The 14,499-nt window shown below is 67.2% G+C and carries 17 protein-coding genes; 9 read left to right on the top strand and 8 right to left on the bottom strand.

Annotated elements, in window-relative coordinates:
• Nucleotides 1-85 precede the first annotated feature (85 nt).
• Entirely contained in the window at nt 86-319 is a 234-nt protein-coding gene (locus RJT68_RS11265; protein ID WP_407036654.1) for a hypothetical protein, read from the top strand.
• Between the two features lie 160 nt (nt 320-479).
• Here RJT68_RS11265 and RJT68_RS11260 read toward each other — a convergent pair whose 3' ends face one another.
• The gene (locus RJT68_RS11260; protein ID WP_407036653.1) at nt 480-1,154 is read right to left on the bottom strand and encodes a DUF6517 family protein; all 675 of its coding nucleotides are present in this window, start codon (nt 1,152-1,154) and stop codon (nt 480-482) included.
• A 181-nt stretch (nt 1,155-1,335) separates the two neighbouring features.
• Between RJT68_RS11260 and RJT68_RS11255 the strand changes: the two genes are divergently transcribed.
• Nucleotides 1,336-2,457, top strand: a complete 1,122-nt coding sequence (locus RJT68_RS11255) for a pyridoxal phosphate-dependent aminotransferase (RefSeq protein WP_407036652.1) — start codon at nt 1,336-1,338, stop codon at nt 2,455-2,457.
• Between the two features lie 49 nt (nt 2,458-2,506).
• Here the strand turns inward: RJT68_RS11255 and RJT68_RS11250 are convergent, their stop codons facing one another.
• A complete protein-coding gene (locus RJT68_RS11250; RefSeq protein WP_407036651.1) occupies nt 2,507-2,959 on the bottom strand; it encodes a response regulator in 453 nt (150 codons plus the stop codon).
• Between the two features lie 173 nt (nt 2,960-3,132).
• The gene (locus RJT68_RS11245) at nt 3,133-4,140 is read right to left on the bottom strand and encodes a TIGR04024 family LLM class F420-dependent oxidoreductase (protein WP_407036650.1); all 1,008 of its coding nucleotides are present in this window, start codon (nt 4,138-4,140) and stop codon (nt 3,133-3,135) included.
• 232 nt (nt 4,141-4,372) lie between these two features.
• Between RJT68_RS11245 and RJT68_RS11240 the strand changes: the two genes are divergently transcribed.
• Nucleotides 4,373-4,798, top strand: coding sequence for a hypothetical protein (locus tag RJT68_RS11240; protein ID WP_407036649.1), 426 nt, complete (start codon nt 4,373-4,375; stop codon nt 4,796-4,798).
• A 31-nt stretch (nt 4,799-4,829) separates the two neighbouring features.
• On the opposite strand, the gene RJT68_RS11235 is transcribed toward RJT68_RS11240, so the two are convergent.
• Nucleotides 4,830-5,789: a PH domain-containing protein gene (locus RJT68_RS11235; protein WP_407036648.1), complete on the bottom strand. Its 960-nt coding sequence runs from the start codon at nt 5,787-5,789 to the stop codon at nt 4,830-4,832.
• Nucleotides 5,790-6,009: 220 nt separating this feature from the next.
• Here RJT68_RS11235 and pyrG point away from each other — a divergent pair, with 220 nt between their 5' ends.
• From pyrG to RJT68_RS11220, 3 genes are read left to right on the top strand one after another with little or no spacing between them, the layout of a single operon-like run.
• Nucleotides 6,010-7,686, top strand: coding sequence for a glutamine hydrolyzing CTP synthase (gene pyrG / locus RJT68_RS11230; RefSeq protein WP_407036647.1), 1,677 nt, complete (start codon nt 6,010-6,012; stop codon nt 7,684-7,686).
• Entirely contained in the window at nt 7,686-8,603 is a 918-nt protein-coding gene (gene guaA, locus RJT68_RS11225) for a glutamine-hydrolyzing GMP synthase (protein WP_407036646.1), read from the top strand. The genes pyrG and guaA overlap by 1 nt, the downstream gene beginning before the upstream one ends.
• 55 nt (nt 8,604-8,658) lie before the next feature.
• The gene (locus RJT68_RS11220) at nt 8,659-9,024 is read left to right on the top strand and encodes a DUF7126 family protein (protein ID WP_407036645.1); all 366 of its coding nucleotides are present in this window, start codon (nt 8,659-8,661) and stop codon (nt 9,022-9,024) included.
• Nucleotides 9,025-9,089: 65 nt separating this feature from the next.
• On the opposite strand, the gene RJT68_RS11215 is transcribed toward RJT68_RS11220, so the two are convergent.
• Entirely contained in the window at nt 9,090-9,791 is a 702-nt protein-coding gene (locus tag RJT68_RS11215) for a queuosine precursor transporter (protein WP_407036644.1), read from the bottom strand.
• A gap of 208 nt (nt 9,792-9,999) precedes the next feature.
• The gene (locus RJT68_RS11210) at nt 10,000-10,968 is read right to left on the bottom strand and encodes a sugar phosphate nucleotidyltransferase (protein WP_407036643.1); all 969 of its coding nucleotides are present in this window, start codon (nt 10,966-10,968) and stop codon (nt 10,000-10,002) included.
• A 128-nt stretch (nt 10,969-11,096) separates the two neighbouring features.
• On the opposite strand from RJT68_RS11210, the gene RJT68_RS11205 reads away from it, so the two are divergent.
• Nucleotides 11,097-11,387: a transcriptional regulator gene (locus RJT68_RS11205; RefSeq protein ID WP_407036642.1), complete on the top strand. Its 291-nt coding sequence runs from the start codon at nt 11,097-11,099 to the stop codon at nt 11,385-11,387.
• Nucleotides 11,388-11,659: 272 nt separating this feature from the next.
• Nucleotides 11,660-12,025: a DUF7344 domain-containing protein gene (locus tag RJT68_RS11200; RefSeq protein WP_407036641.1), complete on the top strand. Its 366-nt coding sequence runs from the start codon at nt 11,660-11,662 to the stop codon at nt 12,023-12,025.
• 68 nt (nt 12,026-12,093) lie between these two features.
• Here the strand turns inward: RJT68_RS11200 and RJT68_RS11195 are convergent, their stop codons facing one another.
• Nucleotides 12,094-12,528: a Rieske (2Fe-2S) protein gene (locus RJT68_RS11195; protein WP_407036640.1), complete on the bottom strand. Its 435-nt coding sequence runs from the start codon at nt 12,526-12,528 to the stop codon at nt 12,094-12,096.
• Nucleotides 12,529-12,750: 222 nt separating this feature from the next.
• Here RJT68_RS11195 and RJT68_RS11190 point away from each other — a divergent pair, with 222 nt between their 5' ends.
• A complete protein-coding gene (locus RJT68_RS11190; protein ID WP_407036639.1) occupies nt 12,751-13,857 on the top strand; it encodes a saccharopine dehydrogenase family protein in 1,107 nt (368 codons plus the stop codon).
• 201 nt (nt 13,858-14,058) lie between these two features.
• On the opposite strand, the gene RJT68_RS11185 is transcribed toward RJT68_RS11190, so the two are convergent.
• On the bottom strand, nt 14,059-14,445 hold the full coding sequence (locus tag RJT68_RS11185; RefSeq protein ID WP_407036638.1) for a Zn-ribbon domain-containing OB-fold protein: 387 nt from the start codon (nt 14,443-14,445) through the stop codon (nt 14,059-14,061).
• Nucleotides 14,446-14,499: the final 54 nt, after the last annotated feature.

The raw sequence follows: 14,499 nt of genomic DNA, 5'->3' as shown, positions 1-14,499 counted from the left end.
CGGTACGGTGGCGTTCCCGACGGTCGGGAACGGACCCGCCACTTCACGTGAACGGATCGCACACGTACGAGTGAGGGCCAGGACCATGACCGACCGACTCACCGCCGACCAGGAGGAGAACCGCATCAAGAGCAAAGAGGACGCCGCGATCGCCGCCTACGACGCGCTCACCGGCGAGGGCTGCGAATCGGTCGTCGCGATGACGCCCCACCAGACGCGGTCCACCTGGGTCGTGCCCGCGACCAGCGACGAGGGCGACTGGCGGGTTCACGTCGACCCCCGTTCCGGCTCCACCCGCCTCGTCCACGTGGACGGCTAGGGGGCTCGTCCCATGGAGTCGGCGGCTCACGCGTCGTCCGGATCGTCGGCGAACGCGCCGCGACCGGATCGACCGATCACCCTCGTTTTCGATGCCCGTACGTCTGTCGACGACCGAGCCGCTAAAAAACCGTGATCGCCCTCGAGACGCGTCGGCGGACCTAAATCGGGTGTTCGACCGACGCCATCAGGTCGTCGATCGGCGGTTCGTCCTCTTCCAACTCCTCCGGGTAGACGCCGACGAGGACGATGATGTCGTCCTCGTGGTCAAAACTGGCCATCTCGAGGACGACGTCGTACTCCTCGCCGTCCCGCTCGACGACGGCGTCGAAGACGTCGACCGTCCGCTCGTCGTCGAGGACCTCGAGGTCGTACGACGTGTCGTGTTCGACCTCGCGAAGCGAGCCCTGGTCCGTCTCGAGTTGCTCTTTAAACTCGTCGACGATCTCGTCGTTGTCCATGTCGGAGATCGGGTTCTGATTCGAGCCGAGAACGTCCATCCCGGGAATCGAGAGGGCGGTGAAGACGGCCGCTTCCATCGAACCGGAGCCGTCGCCGAACTCCGCGTTGTGAACGTACGCCGAGATCCAGAACGACGCCTCGACGCGCCGGTCGACGTCCACGTCCACCAGTTCGCCGAGATCCTCGTCGATCTTCTCTTCCCGTACGTCCTCTTCCTCGAACTCGGCGTCCTCGAGTGCCTCGTCGGTCGGCGCGACGCGGTCGGACTCGAACTCGAGGGGGCCGTCGCCCGTGGCGAAGTCGAGACAACCGGCGCTGAGCGCGACCGTCGCGCCCGCGGCGGCCGCGAGTAGCGATCGGCGAGAGTGGGTCATCGTTGGTACAAAGAGCGACGGTGACCATATTCGTTGTGGCACGTTCATCCTCGGAGACAATACTGTCTCCGTCGAGCACCGATCTGACGTTCCGTCGTGCACCGAACGGACGTCCGGTCGACCGCGGCCGTGGAATCGACGGAACAGCAGAGTTATCGGGGTCGAACCCGCCGTAGTATCCATGACGGAGTTTGCAGCCCGGGTCGAGCAGGTGTCGATCAGCGGCATCCGCGAAGTGTTCGAGGCCGCGGGCGAGGACGCGATCAACCTCGGCCTCGGCCAACCGGACTTCCCGACGCCGGCCCACGCCCGCCGAGCGGCTATCGAGGCGATCGAGGCGAAGCGAACCGACGCCTACACCTCGAACAAGGGGACGCGCTCGCTCCGGGAGGCGATCGAGGCGAAGTACGACCGCGACTACGGCCTCGAGATCGATCCGGCAGACGTCATCGCCACGTCGGGCGGGAGCGAGGCGCTCCATCTCGTCCTCCAGGCTCACGTCGACCCCGGCGACGAGGTGATCTTCCCCGATCCGGGGTTCGTCTCCTACGACGCGCTGACGCGAATCGCGGACGGGACTCCCAAACCGGTCCCGCTGCGCGAGGACCTCACGCTCGACCCGGCGACGGTCGAGGAGGCGATCACCGACGAGACCGCCGTCTTCGTCGTCAACAGCCCGTCGAACCCCACGGGCGCGGTCCAGAGCGAGGAGGATATGCGGGAGTTCGCCCGCATCGCCGACGAGCACGACGTGCTCTGCCTCTCGGACGAGGTGTACGAGCACATCGTCTTCGAGGGCGAGCACCGATCGCCGATGGAGTTCGCCGAGACCGACAACGTCGTCGTCGTCAGCGCCTGCTCGAAGACGTACTCGATGACCGGCTGGCGGCTGGGCTGGGTGCTCGGCTCGAACCGCCGGATCGAACGGATGCTCCGCGTTCACCAGTACGGACAGGCCTGCGCCTCGGCGCCCGCGCAGTTCGCCGCCGAGGCCGCCCTCACCGGACCGCAGGAGCCCGTCCGGGAGATGGTCGAGACGTTCGAACGCCGGCGCGACCTCGTCCTCGACGGCCTCACCGACGCCGGCCTCGAGGTTCCCACCCCGCAGGGGGCGTTCTACGCCATGCCGAAGGTGCCCGACGGCTGGTGCGAGGCCGTCATCGAGCGCGACGTCGTCGTCGTCCCCGGCGACGCCTTCGGCGAACGCGGCGAGGGGTACGCCAGGCTCTCCTACGCGACGGGCACCGAGCAACTGAAGGAGGCGCTCGAGCGGATCGCCGCCGCGACGCGAGCGGTCCGCTGACCGCGTTCCAGTTCCTCGACGACCCGTCAAAACGCGGCGGAAAAACCGATCAGGGGGAGATCGGCGGGAGCTGAGCCCGCCTGAACCAGAAGTTCTCCACGGCCTTCGCGAGCGTCGCGAACTCGTTCGGATCGGTCGGCTTCGTGAGATAGGCGTTCGCGGAGCGTTCGTAGCTCGAGACGACGTCTTCGTTCGCACGCGAGCTGGTGAGGATGAGCACCGGGAGGTGAGCGAACTCGGGAACGTCCCTGATCCGCTCTAAGACCTCGAGTCCGCCCACCCTGGGCAGGTTCAGATCGAGGAGGACGAGGTCCGGGAACGGCGCCGAGTCGGAGTCGGCGCGTTCGTGGAGAACGTCGAGGACCTCGTCGCCGTCGACGACCACGTGGATGCGGGTGTCCATCTCCGACTCGGAGAACGCCAGCTGCGTGAGCCGAACGTCGCCGGGGTTGTCCTCGACGAGGAGGATGTCTACCGGTTCGTCCGTGGTGGACTCACTCACGGCGATCCCTCTACGCAGTCGGGTCGGTCGTTCGATCGCGTGGCGGTCGCATTTGTCAATCGGATCGAATGGACGTAGACGTAGTACTGGGATAAGGGTGATTGCTACATGCTTTGGAACGCGAGTTGGTAGTGAACCGCACGGCTGGTGGGATCGAACCGCTCGGTGTCGCCTCAGACGAGGTCGGAGAGCGCCGCCATCGTCGTCTCCTTGTCCTCCTCGGTCATCCCGTTGACGAAGCCGATCCGGACGGCGTCGACGCCGTCGACCTCGGCGTAGTCGGCGACCCACTCGCGGACCTCCTCGGGCGTTCCCGCGGGCGAGAGTTCGTCGAGGACCTCGTCCGGGAGTGCCTCGGCCATGGCGTCGGTGTCGCGGTCGCCCCACGCCTCGCGGATCTCGGAGACGACGTCCGGATAGCCCTGCTCGGCCACCGAGTTGCCGTAGTACGGGCCGTAGGCGCCGAGCATGAACGCGATCGCCTTCCGCGCGAGCGATCGCGCACGCTCCCGGTCCTCCGCGGCGATTCCCCGGACGATCGGGCTCACGCGGAGGTCGGAGAGCTCCTTCCCGGCGAGTTCCGCACCGCGCTCCAGGTCCTCGAGTCGCTCCTCGAGGCCGTCGCGGGTGAACATCTGCGGGGCCCAGCCGTCGCCGAAGCGGCCGGCCATCTCCGTGGCCTTCGGGCCGAGCGTGCCGAGGTCGATCGGCGGGGGATTCTCCGGGACCTCCCGCTCGTAGTTGAGACCGGGAATCTGGAAGATATCGCCCTCGTAGGCGGGAGTCCCCTCCTCGTACACCCCGCGGATCACCTCGATCGTCTCGCGAACCCGGCGCAGCGGGCGGTCGAACTCGAGGCCGTGCCAGCGCTCGGTGATCGCGGGCGAACTCGGTCCGAGGCCGAGGCGGAAACGGCCGTCGGAGGCGTCGTGGAGCGCGAGCGCGGTCTGGGCGAGCATCGCCGGCGAGCGGCCGAACGGCGAGATCACGTCGTTCGTGATACCCAGGTGCTCCGTTCGTTCCGCCGCCAGCGTGAGCGCCGGGACGATGTTCCAGCCGGTCGTCTCGCCCATCGAGACGCGGCTGAAGCCGAGTTCCTCGGCGCGAACGGCGCGCTCGGCGACGGACTGGGGCGTCTCGTGGTCGTTCAGGCTCACCAGCAGGTCGAGGTCGGCGTTCACGGCTCCGCCCTCCAGGTTCGGATCCGGGTCTCGAGTGACGGACCGATACGTCGTGTCATCACTTCACAACGCGTGACGAATCGGTATAAATTTCAGCGTTTCCGAACGCCCTCGGACGCGGACGGTACGCGTGCGACGACCGACGGCCGTCGCACATCGCTCGAGGCGTTCCCGTGCGGAGGTTGCGTTATCCACTGAAACCATTAACCGTATGGTCGCGGTACCGATTCACATGCTCGTACATCTCCGGCAGTACAAGCACGAGGAGGTTCAGTTCGACGACAACCGGACCACCGGCGAGTCCCAGACCGAAGACAGCGTCAACCCCGAATCGGAGGAGTACTTCGGCGAGGATCTCGAGGAACTCGACGTCGAGACCTGGGAGACGGTCGAGCACGAGGGCGACCCCGTCCAGCGGCGTTCCGTCACGATGGAGGGCGTCACGGCCGTCTCCGTCCCGGAACAGCCGACCGACGAGGACGACCCCGACCTGCCCGGGCGGACGCTCCAGTTGCGCCTCGGCGGCGGCATCGAGTACCTCGAGCAGGCCGAGATCGTCGAGATCCAGGATCTGTCGCCGGAGGAATCGGAACCCGAGGGCAAGGTCCCGAACGAGGACGAGCCGCAGGGGAAAGCGCGGATGGACGACGAGCCGTAGGTCGGGTCGTCGATGGGCGGGCCGTCGGGAGTCAGGACGTCTCGAGCGAGCGCTTTCGGCTCCGGAGGTCGTCACCGTTCTCGCGTTCGTCGACGGTAGCGGGCGCCGGCGGGCGACCGGTCCCGCGGGCGCGGGCGCGTTCGATTCCCTCGAGCACCGCCTCGGGGTCGTCGATCTCGGCTCGGTCGCAGCGGACGTCGAGGAACCGCCGCTCGAGGATCAGTTCGTCCTCGGTCAGTCGGACGTCCTCGACGTCGTCCCACGGGATCAGCCTCCGCGACTGCGGCCGATCGGTCACGATGCCGACGTCGTGGGCGCGAAGGTCCGGGAGATGCGACGTCCGGTCGGCGTCGGCGTACCAGGTGTCGTCGTCCGACAGAAACGGAAGTAGCCAGAACAGCCCCATGAAGGCCCAGAAGAGACCCCCTCCCCAGTTCCGGGAGGCGAATCCGAGGACGATGGCCATCGCGACGAACGAGAGGCCGACGACGAGGGCGCCGTTCTCCGTTCCCCACCGTCGGCTGCTGTGCCACGTCCACGTCGTCTCGGGATCCTCGCGCGTGACCGCGTCCACGAACCGGTTTCCGGCCATACTCGCCAGAGCGGCCGCCGCAACCCCCGTGAACACGAGGGCTACCCCCGAGGTGACGAACAGGCGCGACGGCACCTCGAGCGCGCCGAGTACGTCCGCCAGGAGCACCGCACCGTGGGTCACGATCGGCGAGAAGCACGCCAGCGTGAGCCACCGGCTCGCGCCGATCCGTTCGGCGACCCCTGAGAACCGCTTCGCGAGGACGACGCCGTGGACGGTGACGATCGTGAAGACCGTCGGCACGATCCCGAGCAACGTCGGGGTCGCGACGTCGACCGCGACGCCGAAGCTCGCGACCAGTCCGGAGATGACGATCCCCAGGTAGGAGCTGAGCCCGACCTGAAAGCCCAGATCCGGCGGCTCGTAATTCAGCAACGAGAGTTTCTCGCGGGGCGTCACGACCGGAAGTAGTTCGTGATTCGGCAAAACCGATTCGGGGAAGACCGGTCGGGGTTCCCCCCTTCGACCGTCGGATCGGTTCGATCGTTCGAACGGTGGCGGGCCGCAACGCGGACGATCGGTGGACGAACGGGCACGGCCGACCGCTCGTCAGTGCTAACCGTTCGCGAGGGCGCGGCGTTCCCGAAATCGTTTTTAGCCACTCGCGCGCAGCATCGGTATGCCGACGGAATCGAACACTGAGTATGACCCCTCGCTGGGGAACAAGTTCATCTTCGTCACCGGCGGCGTGATGTCGGGGCTCGGTAAAGGGATCACGGCCGCGAGCACCGGCCGACTCCTGAAGAACGCCGGGTTCGACGTCACCGCCGTGAAGGTCGACCCCTACCTGAACGTCGACGCCGGGACGATGAACCCCTACCAGCACGGGGAGGTCTACGTCCTGGAAGACGGAGGAGAGGTCGACCTTGATCTGGGGAACTACGAGCGGTTCCTCGGGGTCGACATGACCTCGGACCACAACATCACGACGGGCAAGACGTACCAGCACGTCATCGAGGCCGAGCGCGCGGGCGACTACCTCGGGAAGACGGTCCAGATCATCCCGCACATCACGAACGACATCAAGCGGCGCATCCGCGAGGCCGCCGAGGGGACCGACGTCTGCATCGTCGAAGTCGGCGGCACCGTCGGCGACATCGAGGGGATGCCCTACCTCGAGGCGCTGCGCCAATTCGCCCACGAGGAACCCGAGGAGAACGTCCTGTTCGTCCACGTCACGCTCGTCCCGTACTCGAAAAACGGCGAGCAGAAGACGAAGCCGACCCAGCACTCGGTCAAGGAGGTGCGCTCGATCGGCCTCCAGCCCGACGTGATCGTCGGTCGCTGCGAGGACCGCCTCGAGCGATCGACGAAGGAGAAGATCGCGCTGTTCTGTGACATCCCGACCGAGGCGGTGTTCTCGAACCCCGACGTCGAGGACGTCTACCACGTCCCGCTGATGGTCGAGGAGGAAGGGCTCGACCAGTACGTCATCGAGCGGTTCGGCCTGGCCGACGAGGCGCTACCGCGCGAGGAGCGCACCACCGAGTGGCGCGAGATCGTCACCACCGAGAAGGATGGCGAGGTCGACATCGCCCTCGTCGGTAAGTACGACCTCGAGGACGCCTACATGTCGATCCACGAATCGCTGAAACACGCCGGCTTCGAACTCGGCGTCGAGGTCGACGTCCACTGGGTCGACGCCGACGAGATGGCCGACCACCACACCGAGCGCCTCGAGCGCGCCGACGGGATCATCGTCCCCGGCGGGTTCGGGATGCGCGGAACGGAAGGGAAGATCGAAGCCGTCCAGTACGCCCGCGAGAACGAGGTGCCGTTCCTCGGGCTCTGTCTGGGCTTCCAGATGGCCGTCGTCGAGTACGCCCGGAACGTGCTCGGACTCGAGGACGCCCACTCGGCGGAGATGGAGCCCGACACGCCCCACCCCGTCATCGACATCCTCCCCGAGCAGTACGAGGTCGAGAACATGGGCGGCACGATGCGCCTGGGCGAGCACGTGACCGTGATCGAACCCGAGACGCTCGCCTACGAACTCTACGAGGACACCTCCTGCAGCGAGCGCCACCGCCACCGCTACGAGGTCAATCCGGAGTACTTCGACGACTTCGAGGACGAGCCGCTGATCTTCTCCGGCACCGCCGGCAACCGCATGGAGATCCTCGAACTCGAGGGCCACCCGTTCTTCTTCGGCACGCAGTTCCACCCGGAGTACACGTCCCGACCGGGCCGGCCGAGTCCGCCGTTCCTCGGGCTCGTCGAGGCCGTCATCGAGGAGACGGAGGGCGATTCGGGGGCGAACGCCGAGGCCGAGTCCGAAACGGAGGTGACCCACTGATGGTCGACGTCGACGCGTTCGTTCCGGAAGCGATCGACGAGATCGGCGAGGAGATCGGCGACGCGAACGCCGTCATCGCGCTGTCGGGGGGCGTCGACTCCTCCGTGGCCGCCGCGCTGGCCTACGAGGCCATCGGCGACCGACTCACGCCCGTCTACGTCGACACGGGCCTGATGCGCAAGGGCGAGACGGACCAGATCCGCGAGACGTTCTCCTACATGGAGAGCCTGCGGATCGTCGACGCGAAAGAGCGCTTCCTCGAGGCCCTCGAGGGCGTCATCGACCCCGAGGAGAAGCGCGCGGTGATCGGCGAGCAGTTCATCCGCGAGTTCGAGCGCGAGGCCAAAGACGCCGACGCGGACTACCTCGTCCAGGGGACGATCTACCCCGACCGCATCGAGAGCGAAGGCGGGATCAAGTCACACCACAACGTCGGCGGCCTCCCCGACGTCGTGGACTTCGAGGGCATCGTCGAACCCGTTCGCGACCTCTACAAGGACGAAGTTCGCGAGGTCGCCCGCCACCTCGGCCTCGACGAGGTCGTCGCCGAGCGGATGCCGTTCCCCGGCCCCGGACTCGCCGTGCGCGTCATCGGCGAGGTCACCGAGGAGAAACTCGAGGTCGCCCGCGAGGCCTGCCACGTCGTCGAGGAGGAACTCGAGGAGTACGAGCCCTGGCAAGCGCTCGCAGCCGTCATCGGGAAGGCGACGGGCGTCAAAGGCGACAACCGCGTCCACGGGTGGGTCGTCTCCGTCCGCTCGGTCGAATCACGCGACGGGATGACCGCCCGCGCCCAGGAGATCGACTGGGAGACCCTCCAGCGGATCCAGTCGAGGATCACGGGACAGAACGGCAACGTCGCCCGCGTCGTCTACGACGTGACCCACAAGCCGCCGGCGACGATCGAGTACGAGTGATGGCGACCGAGCGATCCAGCGACCGACCGACACTCGAGACCGAGACTGATTCCACATGAGCACCGACACGAACGACGCGGACGAGACGAACGGGACGATCGCCGTGCTCGCCGGCCCCGATCGGAAGGGCCTCGGCGACGCGCTCGAGGACGAGGGCGTCACCGTGCGGCGGCTCGACGGCGTGGTCTCCCGGCCCGCCCTCGAGGAGGCCGGCATCGTCGAGGCCGACCTCTACGTCCTCACCGAGATGGCACAGGCGACGACGATCCCGATCGCCAAGGACCTCGCGAACGGCGTCCGCGTCGTCGTCTACGACGACAACTCCCTCCCGGAGTTCGCGAGCGCCCAGACCGACCTCTCGATCGATCCCGACCTGCTCGGACCGGAGATCGTCGCCGAAGAACTCGTCGGCGATCGCTGATCGGTTCGTTTCGATCTCGATTTTGATTTTGATTTCGTCCACCCGTCGAGAACGGATCGGTTCGGTCAGACTCGAGCGTCCGTCTCGACGCCGACCTCGTCATCCCCCCGTTCGCTCTCACCGTCTTCCGGGTTCACGAGCGACGTCACGGCGTAGAAGACGGGGGTATCGAGGATCGCGACGACGACCTTCACCACGTACTGGCCGACGATCGTGCTGACGAGGGCTCGGCCCCACATGACATCGCCGCCGAAGACGAGCGGCAAGAGCGCGAACCCGAGGGTAATGAAGAGCACCGTGTCCACGAACTGGGAGGTGCTCGTCGAGAGCAGGTTGCGCGCCCAGCGGTGTGCGGCGCCGGTCCGTTCGCGGATGCTCGCGAAGATCGCCACGTCGAGGTGTTGGCTCGCGAGGAGCGTGACGACCGACGCGAGGACGATGTTCGCCGACGCGCCGAGCGTCGTCGCGTACGCGTCGTGGGCCTCGTAGAACGGCGCGACGGGCAGTGCGATGGCGGCGTAGATGAGCGCCCAGCCGACGACGAGCGACGCGACGGTCGCGTTGACGACGTCGTGGGCGTACTCCCGTCCCTCGTACTCGACCAGCAGGTCCGAACAGAGAAACGCGAAGCCGAACGCGACGAACCCGGCCGGGACGGAGACGCCGCCGATCAGGGGGAGGTCGAACCACGCGAGTTTCGCGGCCGTCACGTTCGCCACGACGACGCTCGTCCCGAACAGGACGGTGAGGAGAACCTTCAGATTCATGGCTACCTATCCGACGGAGGGGTGCCTCGAGGTTTCACCCATTCGATTTCGGTCGAACCGCACCGACGGCTCTGACGGTTCGAGTCGAGGGTTCGGACGGCTCGAACCGCTCGAGCCGTTCGCATATAAGCTCGCTGACGTCGGTTACGCTCGAGCACGCGCGTCGGCTACGTTCGAGCACGCTGGCGTTCTCGTCGAGTGCGCGAGGTCAGGAGCCGTTCGTGATCGTCGTGTGAGCGCCGATCAGCGCGCCCGCCAGGTCGAGGTTGTCGATGTGCGTGTCCTCGTCGATGATCGAACGGCGGATGTCTCCGTTCCGAACGGTCGCGTCCGGGAAGATGACGGCGTGGTCGAGGGCGGTGTTCTCGAGGGTCGCCCCGTCCATCACGTGGACGTTCTCGCCGATGTCGGCGTTCTCGAGGGTCGCCGCGTCGGCGACGAGCGAGTCGCCGTCCAGGTGCCACGCGACGGCGTCGAGGTAGCTCTCGGGCGTCCCGATGTCGTACCACGCGCCCTCGAAGGTGAAGGCGTGGGTCGGCTCGCGCTCCTGGAGCCACTGGACGAACCAGCCCGGTTCGTCGGGGTTGTTGCCGTCCTCGAGGTACGTCGAGAGCAGCGAGAGCGAGTCGCGGGGAAAGGCGTAGCAGGCGATGGAGACGAGGGTGCTCTTCGGGTCTTCCGGTTTCTCCTGAAAGTCGACGACGCGGTCGCCCTCGAGTTCGACGAGGCCGTAGGACTTCGCCTTCTCGCGGGAGCCGACGTCGTAGGCGGCGAGCGTGGGGGCGTCTGTGGCTTCGAAGTAGTCGAGAAAGTCGGAGACGGCGAAGCTCATCAGGTTATCGCCGGCGATGACGAGCAGGTCGTCGTCGACGTCCTCCCGGTCGACGAGCTGGGCCAGCGCGCCGACGACGCCGAACTTCTCGTCCTCCTCGGTGGTTTCCTCGACCGAGAGGACGGGCTTGTCGAACTCGCCCTCTTCGAGGTGGGCCTCGAAGTCGGGGGCGAACCGCTCGTTGGTGCTGACGAACACCTCCTCGATCCGCTCGTCTGCCTCGAGTTCCGCGAAGATCCGATCGATGACGGTCGACTCGCCGATGGGGAGGAACATCTTGGGCCGATGCTTCGTGATCGGCCACATGCGGGTGGCGTAGCCGCCCGCCAGTACCACGGCTTTCATGGCGGCTCCTTTGCCGGGTGGATGTAAGTCACTTGTCCTTCGGTGGAGAGGGAACCCGCTCCGCGTGCCGACGTCCACCCTCAGTCGATCAGAATACATAACCCGCCCGGAGGCCGACCTCCACGTCCATGCGCGAAGCCGACGAGACGACGCGACAGCGAATCGTCGACGCACTCCGCGAGGAACCGGCCACGCCGAGCGAACTCGCCGCCGCGCTCGATCTGACGCCGAACGCAGTCTTGCGCCACGTCGAGCACGTCTCGCGGTCGGTCGGCAACTCGGACGAGCGGTTCCTCGTCGCCCCGCCGACGTGTCGCGCGTGCGGGTTCGACGACTTCGACGACCTGTTGAACGTCCCCTCGCGGTGTCCGTCGTGTAAGAGCGAGGCGATCGACGAACCGACGTTCACGATCGAGTGACGGGACTCGTCGTCCGCCGGCCGCTCCCCGCGAACGCTGATCGCCGTCTAACGCATGTCTGACACCTGTTGAATCTCGTGAAAACGACTGTCGTGAGCCGATGGACGACGTGCCGCACATTCGATACTAATATTTAGCGGGTAGGCTAGTACCCCGGTACGGACCCGACGAACGACTGCGGCCGGCGACAGCGGCTGAATCGCGGCGACGTCGCTTTTCATCTCCCGCCGGCCGGCCAGCGCGCGTTCGCGAGCGGTCCACGGTGTATACAGATGACTGCCACGTCAAATTCCGAGTTCGGCTGTGTCGACTTCGTCCTGGCGGTCCTCGACTGGCTCGAGGGCCGCGAGGAGTCGCCGGAGTCCGTCGACGAGGTGTTCTCCCTCCTCTCGAACCGGCGCCGCCGGCTCCTCCTCAGGGTCATGCGCTCGTACGAGGAAGAGCTCACGCTCCCGGACGCGGCCGAGGAGGTGGCGAGCCTCGAGACGGGGCGGGCGGTCGTCAACATCTCCGCGGAGCGCGTCGCCGACGTCTACCTCTCGCTGTACCACGACCACCTCCCGAGACTGGTCGACGCCGGCCTCCTCGAGTACGATCAGGGTCGCGACCTCGTCTCCCCCGCCGCCATCTCGAACTGATTTCTCCCGGCAACTCGTCCGCACCGCCCGCTCGGCAGCCTGTCGACCGCGCGTCGACCCCCGCAGGATCAGAATTCGACGTTCGACGTCGATCCCCGGTCGAGGTCGTCCGTTTCGACGGGGCCGACGCCGACGAACTCGTACCCGTCGTCCGCGAGGTGGACGTCGCCGTCGACCACGGCGACCTCGATGCCCGTCAGGTACGCGCCTTCGCAGGGACCGTAGGTGCAGTAGCCGGTGTCGGACTCGAAGTAGGCGCCGTGATTTTGACAGACGAGTTCGCCGTTTCGCATCGGGGCGCCCGACCCCTTGTCGAGGTTGATGTGCGTCAAGTGCTGGCAGTAGTTCAGCCAGCATGCGACCTCGGAATCGGCCGTTCGGACCAGGATCGCCTCGAGTTCGTCGCCCCCGTCGGGTCCCTCCTCGAGCCGTCGAACGCGAAACAGGAACGTCGACTCGTCCGGAACCTCCTCGAGCGACGCGATGCGCGTAGCGTCGGCCATCGTCGGTTACGACCGCTTACGGGTCGGCGATGGTGAACGTTTCGACGCGGTCGGGGGATCGCCGACGTCCCGTCCCGCGGTCGACGCCTCGACCGCAAGGCCGGTGCGCTCGAGTCGTCGGTCCGACAACTCCCACGGGTGACAGCGAATCGTGACACTCGTGTCACCGTTCCTGCACACGTCTGACGGAACGTTAACAACCCGGAGTCCCCAACGCCGACTATGGACACCCTCCTCATCTACGGCTCTTACGGCTACACGGGAACACTGGTCGTCCGGGAGGCCGTCGCCCGGGGAGGGTCGCCGGTCGTCGCCGGCCGAAACGGGCGGCGGGTCGCCGAGCAAGCGGACCGACTTGGCGTCGAAGGGCGAACCTTCGACCTCGAGTCGCCCGTGCTCGCGGAGCGCGTGGGGGAGTTCGACGCCGTCCTCAACTGCGCCGGTCCGTTCGTGAACACCGCCGATCCGCTCGTCGAGGCCTGCCTCGAGACGGGGACCGACTACCTCGACCTGACCGGCGAGTTTCAAGTGTTCGAGCGCCTCCGCCTGCTCGCCGACCGCGCTCGGGACGAGGGGGTGACCCTGCTTCCCGGCGTCGGCTTCGACGTCGTTCCTTCCGACTGCCTCGCGGCGGCCCTCGCGCGGACGCTGCCGTCGGCGAACGAACTGACCCTCGGTATTCGGGGCGCACCCTCCGTCTCCCGGGGAACGGCGCGCACGCTGCTGTCGATCCTCGAGACCGGCGGGGCGATCCGGCGAAACGGGCGGTTGATCCGCGTGCCGATCGGCCACCGATCGCGGGAGATCGACTTCGGCGACGGCCCTCAGCGGGCGGTGACGGTCCCGTGGGGCGACATCGTGACGGCGGCACACAGCACCGACGTCGACACGGTCGAGGTGTACGCCGCCATCCCCGACTCCGTCCCCGGGTGGGCGACGCGGGCGCTCTCGACCGCCGGATCCGTCGGGCGGTTTGTCGGCCGCGGTCCGGTGAAATCCGCCGTGAACCGCCTCGTCGACGCTCGCCGCGAGGGACCGGACGGGACCGAACTGGCGACCGGGTCGGCCGCCGTCTGGGGCGAGGTGAGCGACGGCGATCGGACGGTGTCGGGGCTGATGCGGACGCCGAATCCGTACGCCCTGACCGCCGAATCTGCCGTCAGCGCCGGCGAGCGCGTCCTCGAGGGCGACGCACCCGCCGGGTTCCAGACGCCCGCGACGGCCCTCGGCGTCGACTTCGCGCTGGAACTGTCGGGCACCGAGCGGGAGCTCCTCGATGCGGTCGAAGAGCCGAAGGGGAGCAGGACGACGCTGGACGTCCGATCGTAACCGCATCGGCGGGCACACGGTCGTGTCGGCGGACCGACGACCACGCGGTCGCGTCGCCGGACCGACGGGGCTCGCCGGTATCGGAGCCGTGCCGTGTTTCACTGTGTCGACAGAACCGTCCACCCGACCGGCGGCCGACCTGCTATCCCAAACCCTGACGCTCGCGAAAACGAAGACCGAGAACTGCGCTCGGGTCGAGCCTCAGACCGGTTCGAAGCCGACCACGCGATCGCCGGTGGTCTCCGAGGTCGTGATCTCGAGCGCGACTGTCATCCCGTTCTCGACGCGCTCGAGGTCGACGCCGACGAACTGGCCCGTGATCCGCACTGGGCCGAAGTCCGCGATAGCCGTCGCGTAGGGCGCGTCGTCCTCGAACGCGGGCGTGGGGACGTGGTTGATCGTGAACGTCTCGACCTCGCCGGTGTCGGGGAGGGGAACCTCCTCGAGCTCGGTCGACCCGCACTCGGGACAGACGCTGCGCGGCGGGAGCGAGCCGTGGCCGTTCGCACACTCGAGGTAGTAGGCCTCGTCGTCCTCGACGGCCTCGAGCCACTCGTCGTAGCCGGCGTTTCCGACGTCGTCGCTCATTCTATCACCTCCAGAGCAAGCTCTGGCGTAGTTGCATTCGCGTCACTGCGTTCG

The organism is Halovalidus salilacus, from assembly GCF_031852275.1.
GTDB lineage: Archaea > Halobacteriota > Halobacteria > Halobacteriales > Natrialbaceae > Halovalidus > Halovalidus salilacus.
Note: the sequence above shows the minus strand (reverse complement) of the source record. Positions and strands in the feature narration are given on the sequence as shown.

Coding starts and splice junctions, on each gene's coding strand:
- RJT68_RS11205 (WP_407036642.1), top strand. CDS start 11,097: ATGCGCGAAGCCGACGAGACGACGCGACAGCGAATCGTCGACGCACTC.
- guaA (WP_407036646.1), top strand. CDS start 7,686: ATGGTCGACGTCGACGCGTTCGTTCCGGAAGCGATCGACGAGATCGGC.
- RJT68_RS11265 (WP_407036654.1), top strand. CDS start 86: ATGACCGACCGACTCACCGCCGACCAGGAGGAGAACCGCATCAAGAGC.
- RJT68_RS11185 (WP_407036638.1), bottom strand. CDS start 14,445: ATGAGCGACGACGTCGGAAACGCCGGCTACGACGAGTGGCTCGAGGCC.
- RJT68_RS11220 (WP_407036645.1), top strand. CDS start 8,659: ATGAGCACCGACACGAACGACGCGGACGAGACGAACGGGACGATCGCC.
- RJT68_RS11215 (WP_407036644.1), bottom strand. CDS start 9,791: ATGAATCTGAAGGTTCTCCTCACCGTCCTGTTCGGGACGAGCGTCGTC.
- RJT68_RS11260 (WP_407036653.1), bottom strand. CDS start 1,154: ATGACCCACTCTCGCCGATCGCTACTCGCGGCCGCCGCGGGCGCGACG.
- RJT68_RS11195 (WP_407036640.1), bottom strand. CDS start 12,528: ATGGCCGACGCTACGCGCATCGCGTCGCTCGAGGAGGTTCCGGACGAG.
- pyrG (WP_407036647.1), top strand. CDS start 6,010: ATGCCGACGGAATCGAACACTGAGTATGACCCCTCGCTGGGGAACAAG.
- RJT68_RS11210 (WP_407036643.1), bottom strand. CDS start 10,968: ATGAAAGCCGTGGTACTGGCGGGCGGCTACGCCACCCGCATGTGGCCG.
- RJT68_RS11190 (WP_407036639.1), top strand. CDS start 12,751: ATGGACACCCTCCTCATCTACGGCTCTTACGGCTACACGGGAACACTG.
- RJT68_RS11200 (WP_407036641.1), top strand. CDS start 11,660: ATGACTGCCACGTCAAATTCCGAGTTCGGCTGTGTCGACTTCGTCCTG.
- RJT68_RS11240 (WP_407036649.1), top strand. CDS start 4,373: ATGCTCGTACATCTCCGGCAGTACAAGCACGAGGAGGTTCAGTTCGAC.
- RJT68_RS11255 (WP_407036652.1), top strand. CDS start 1,336: ATGACGGAGTTTGCAGCCCGGGTCGAGCAGGTGTCGATCAGCGGCATC.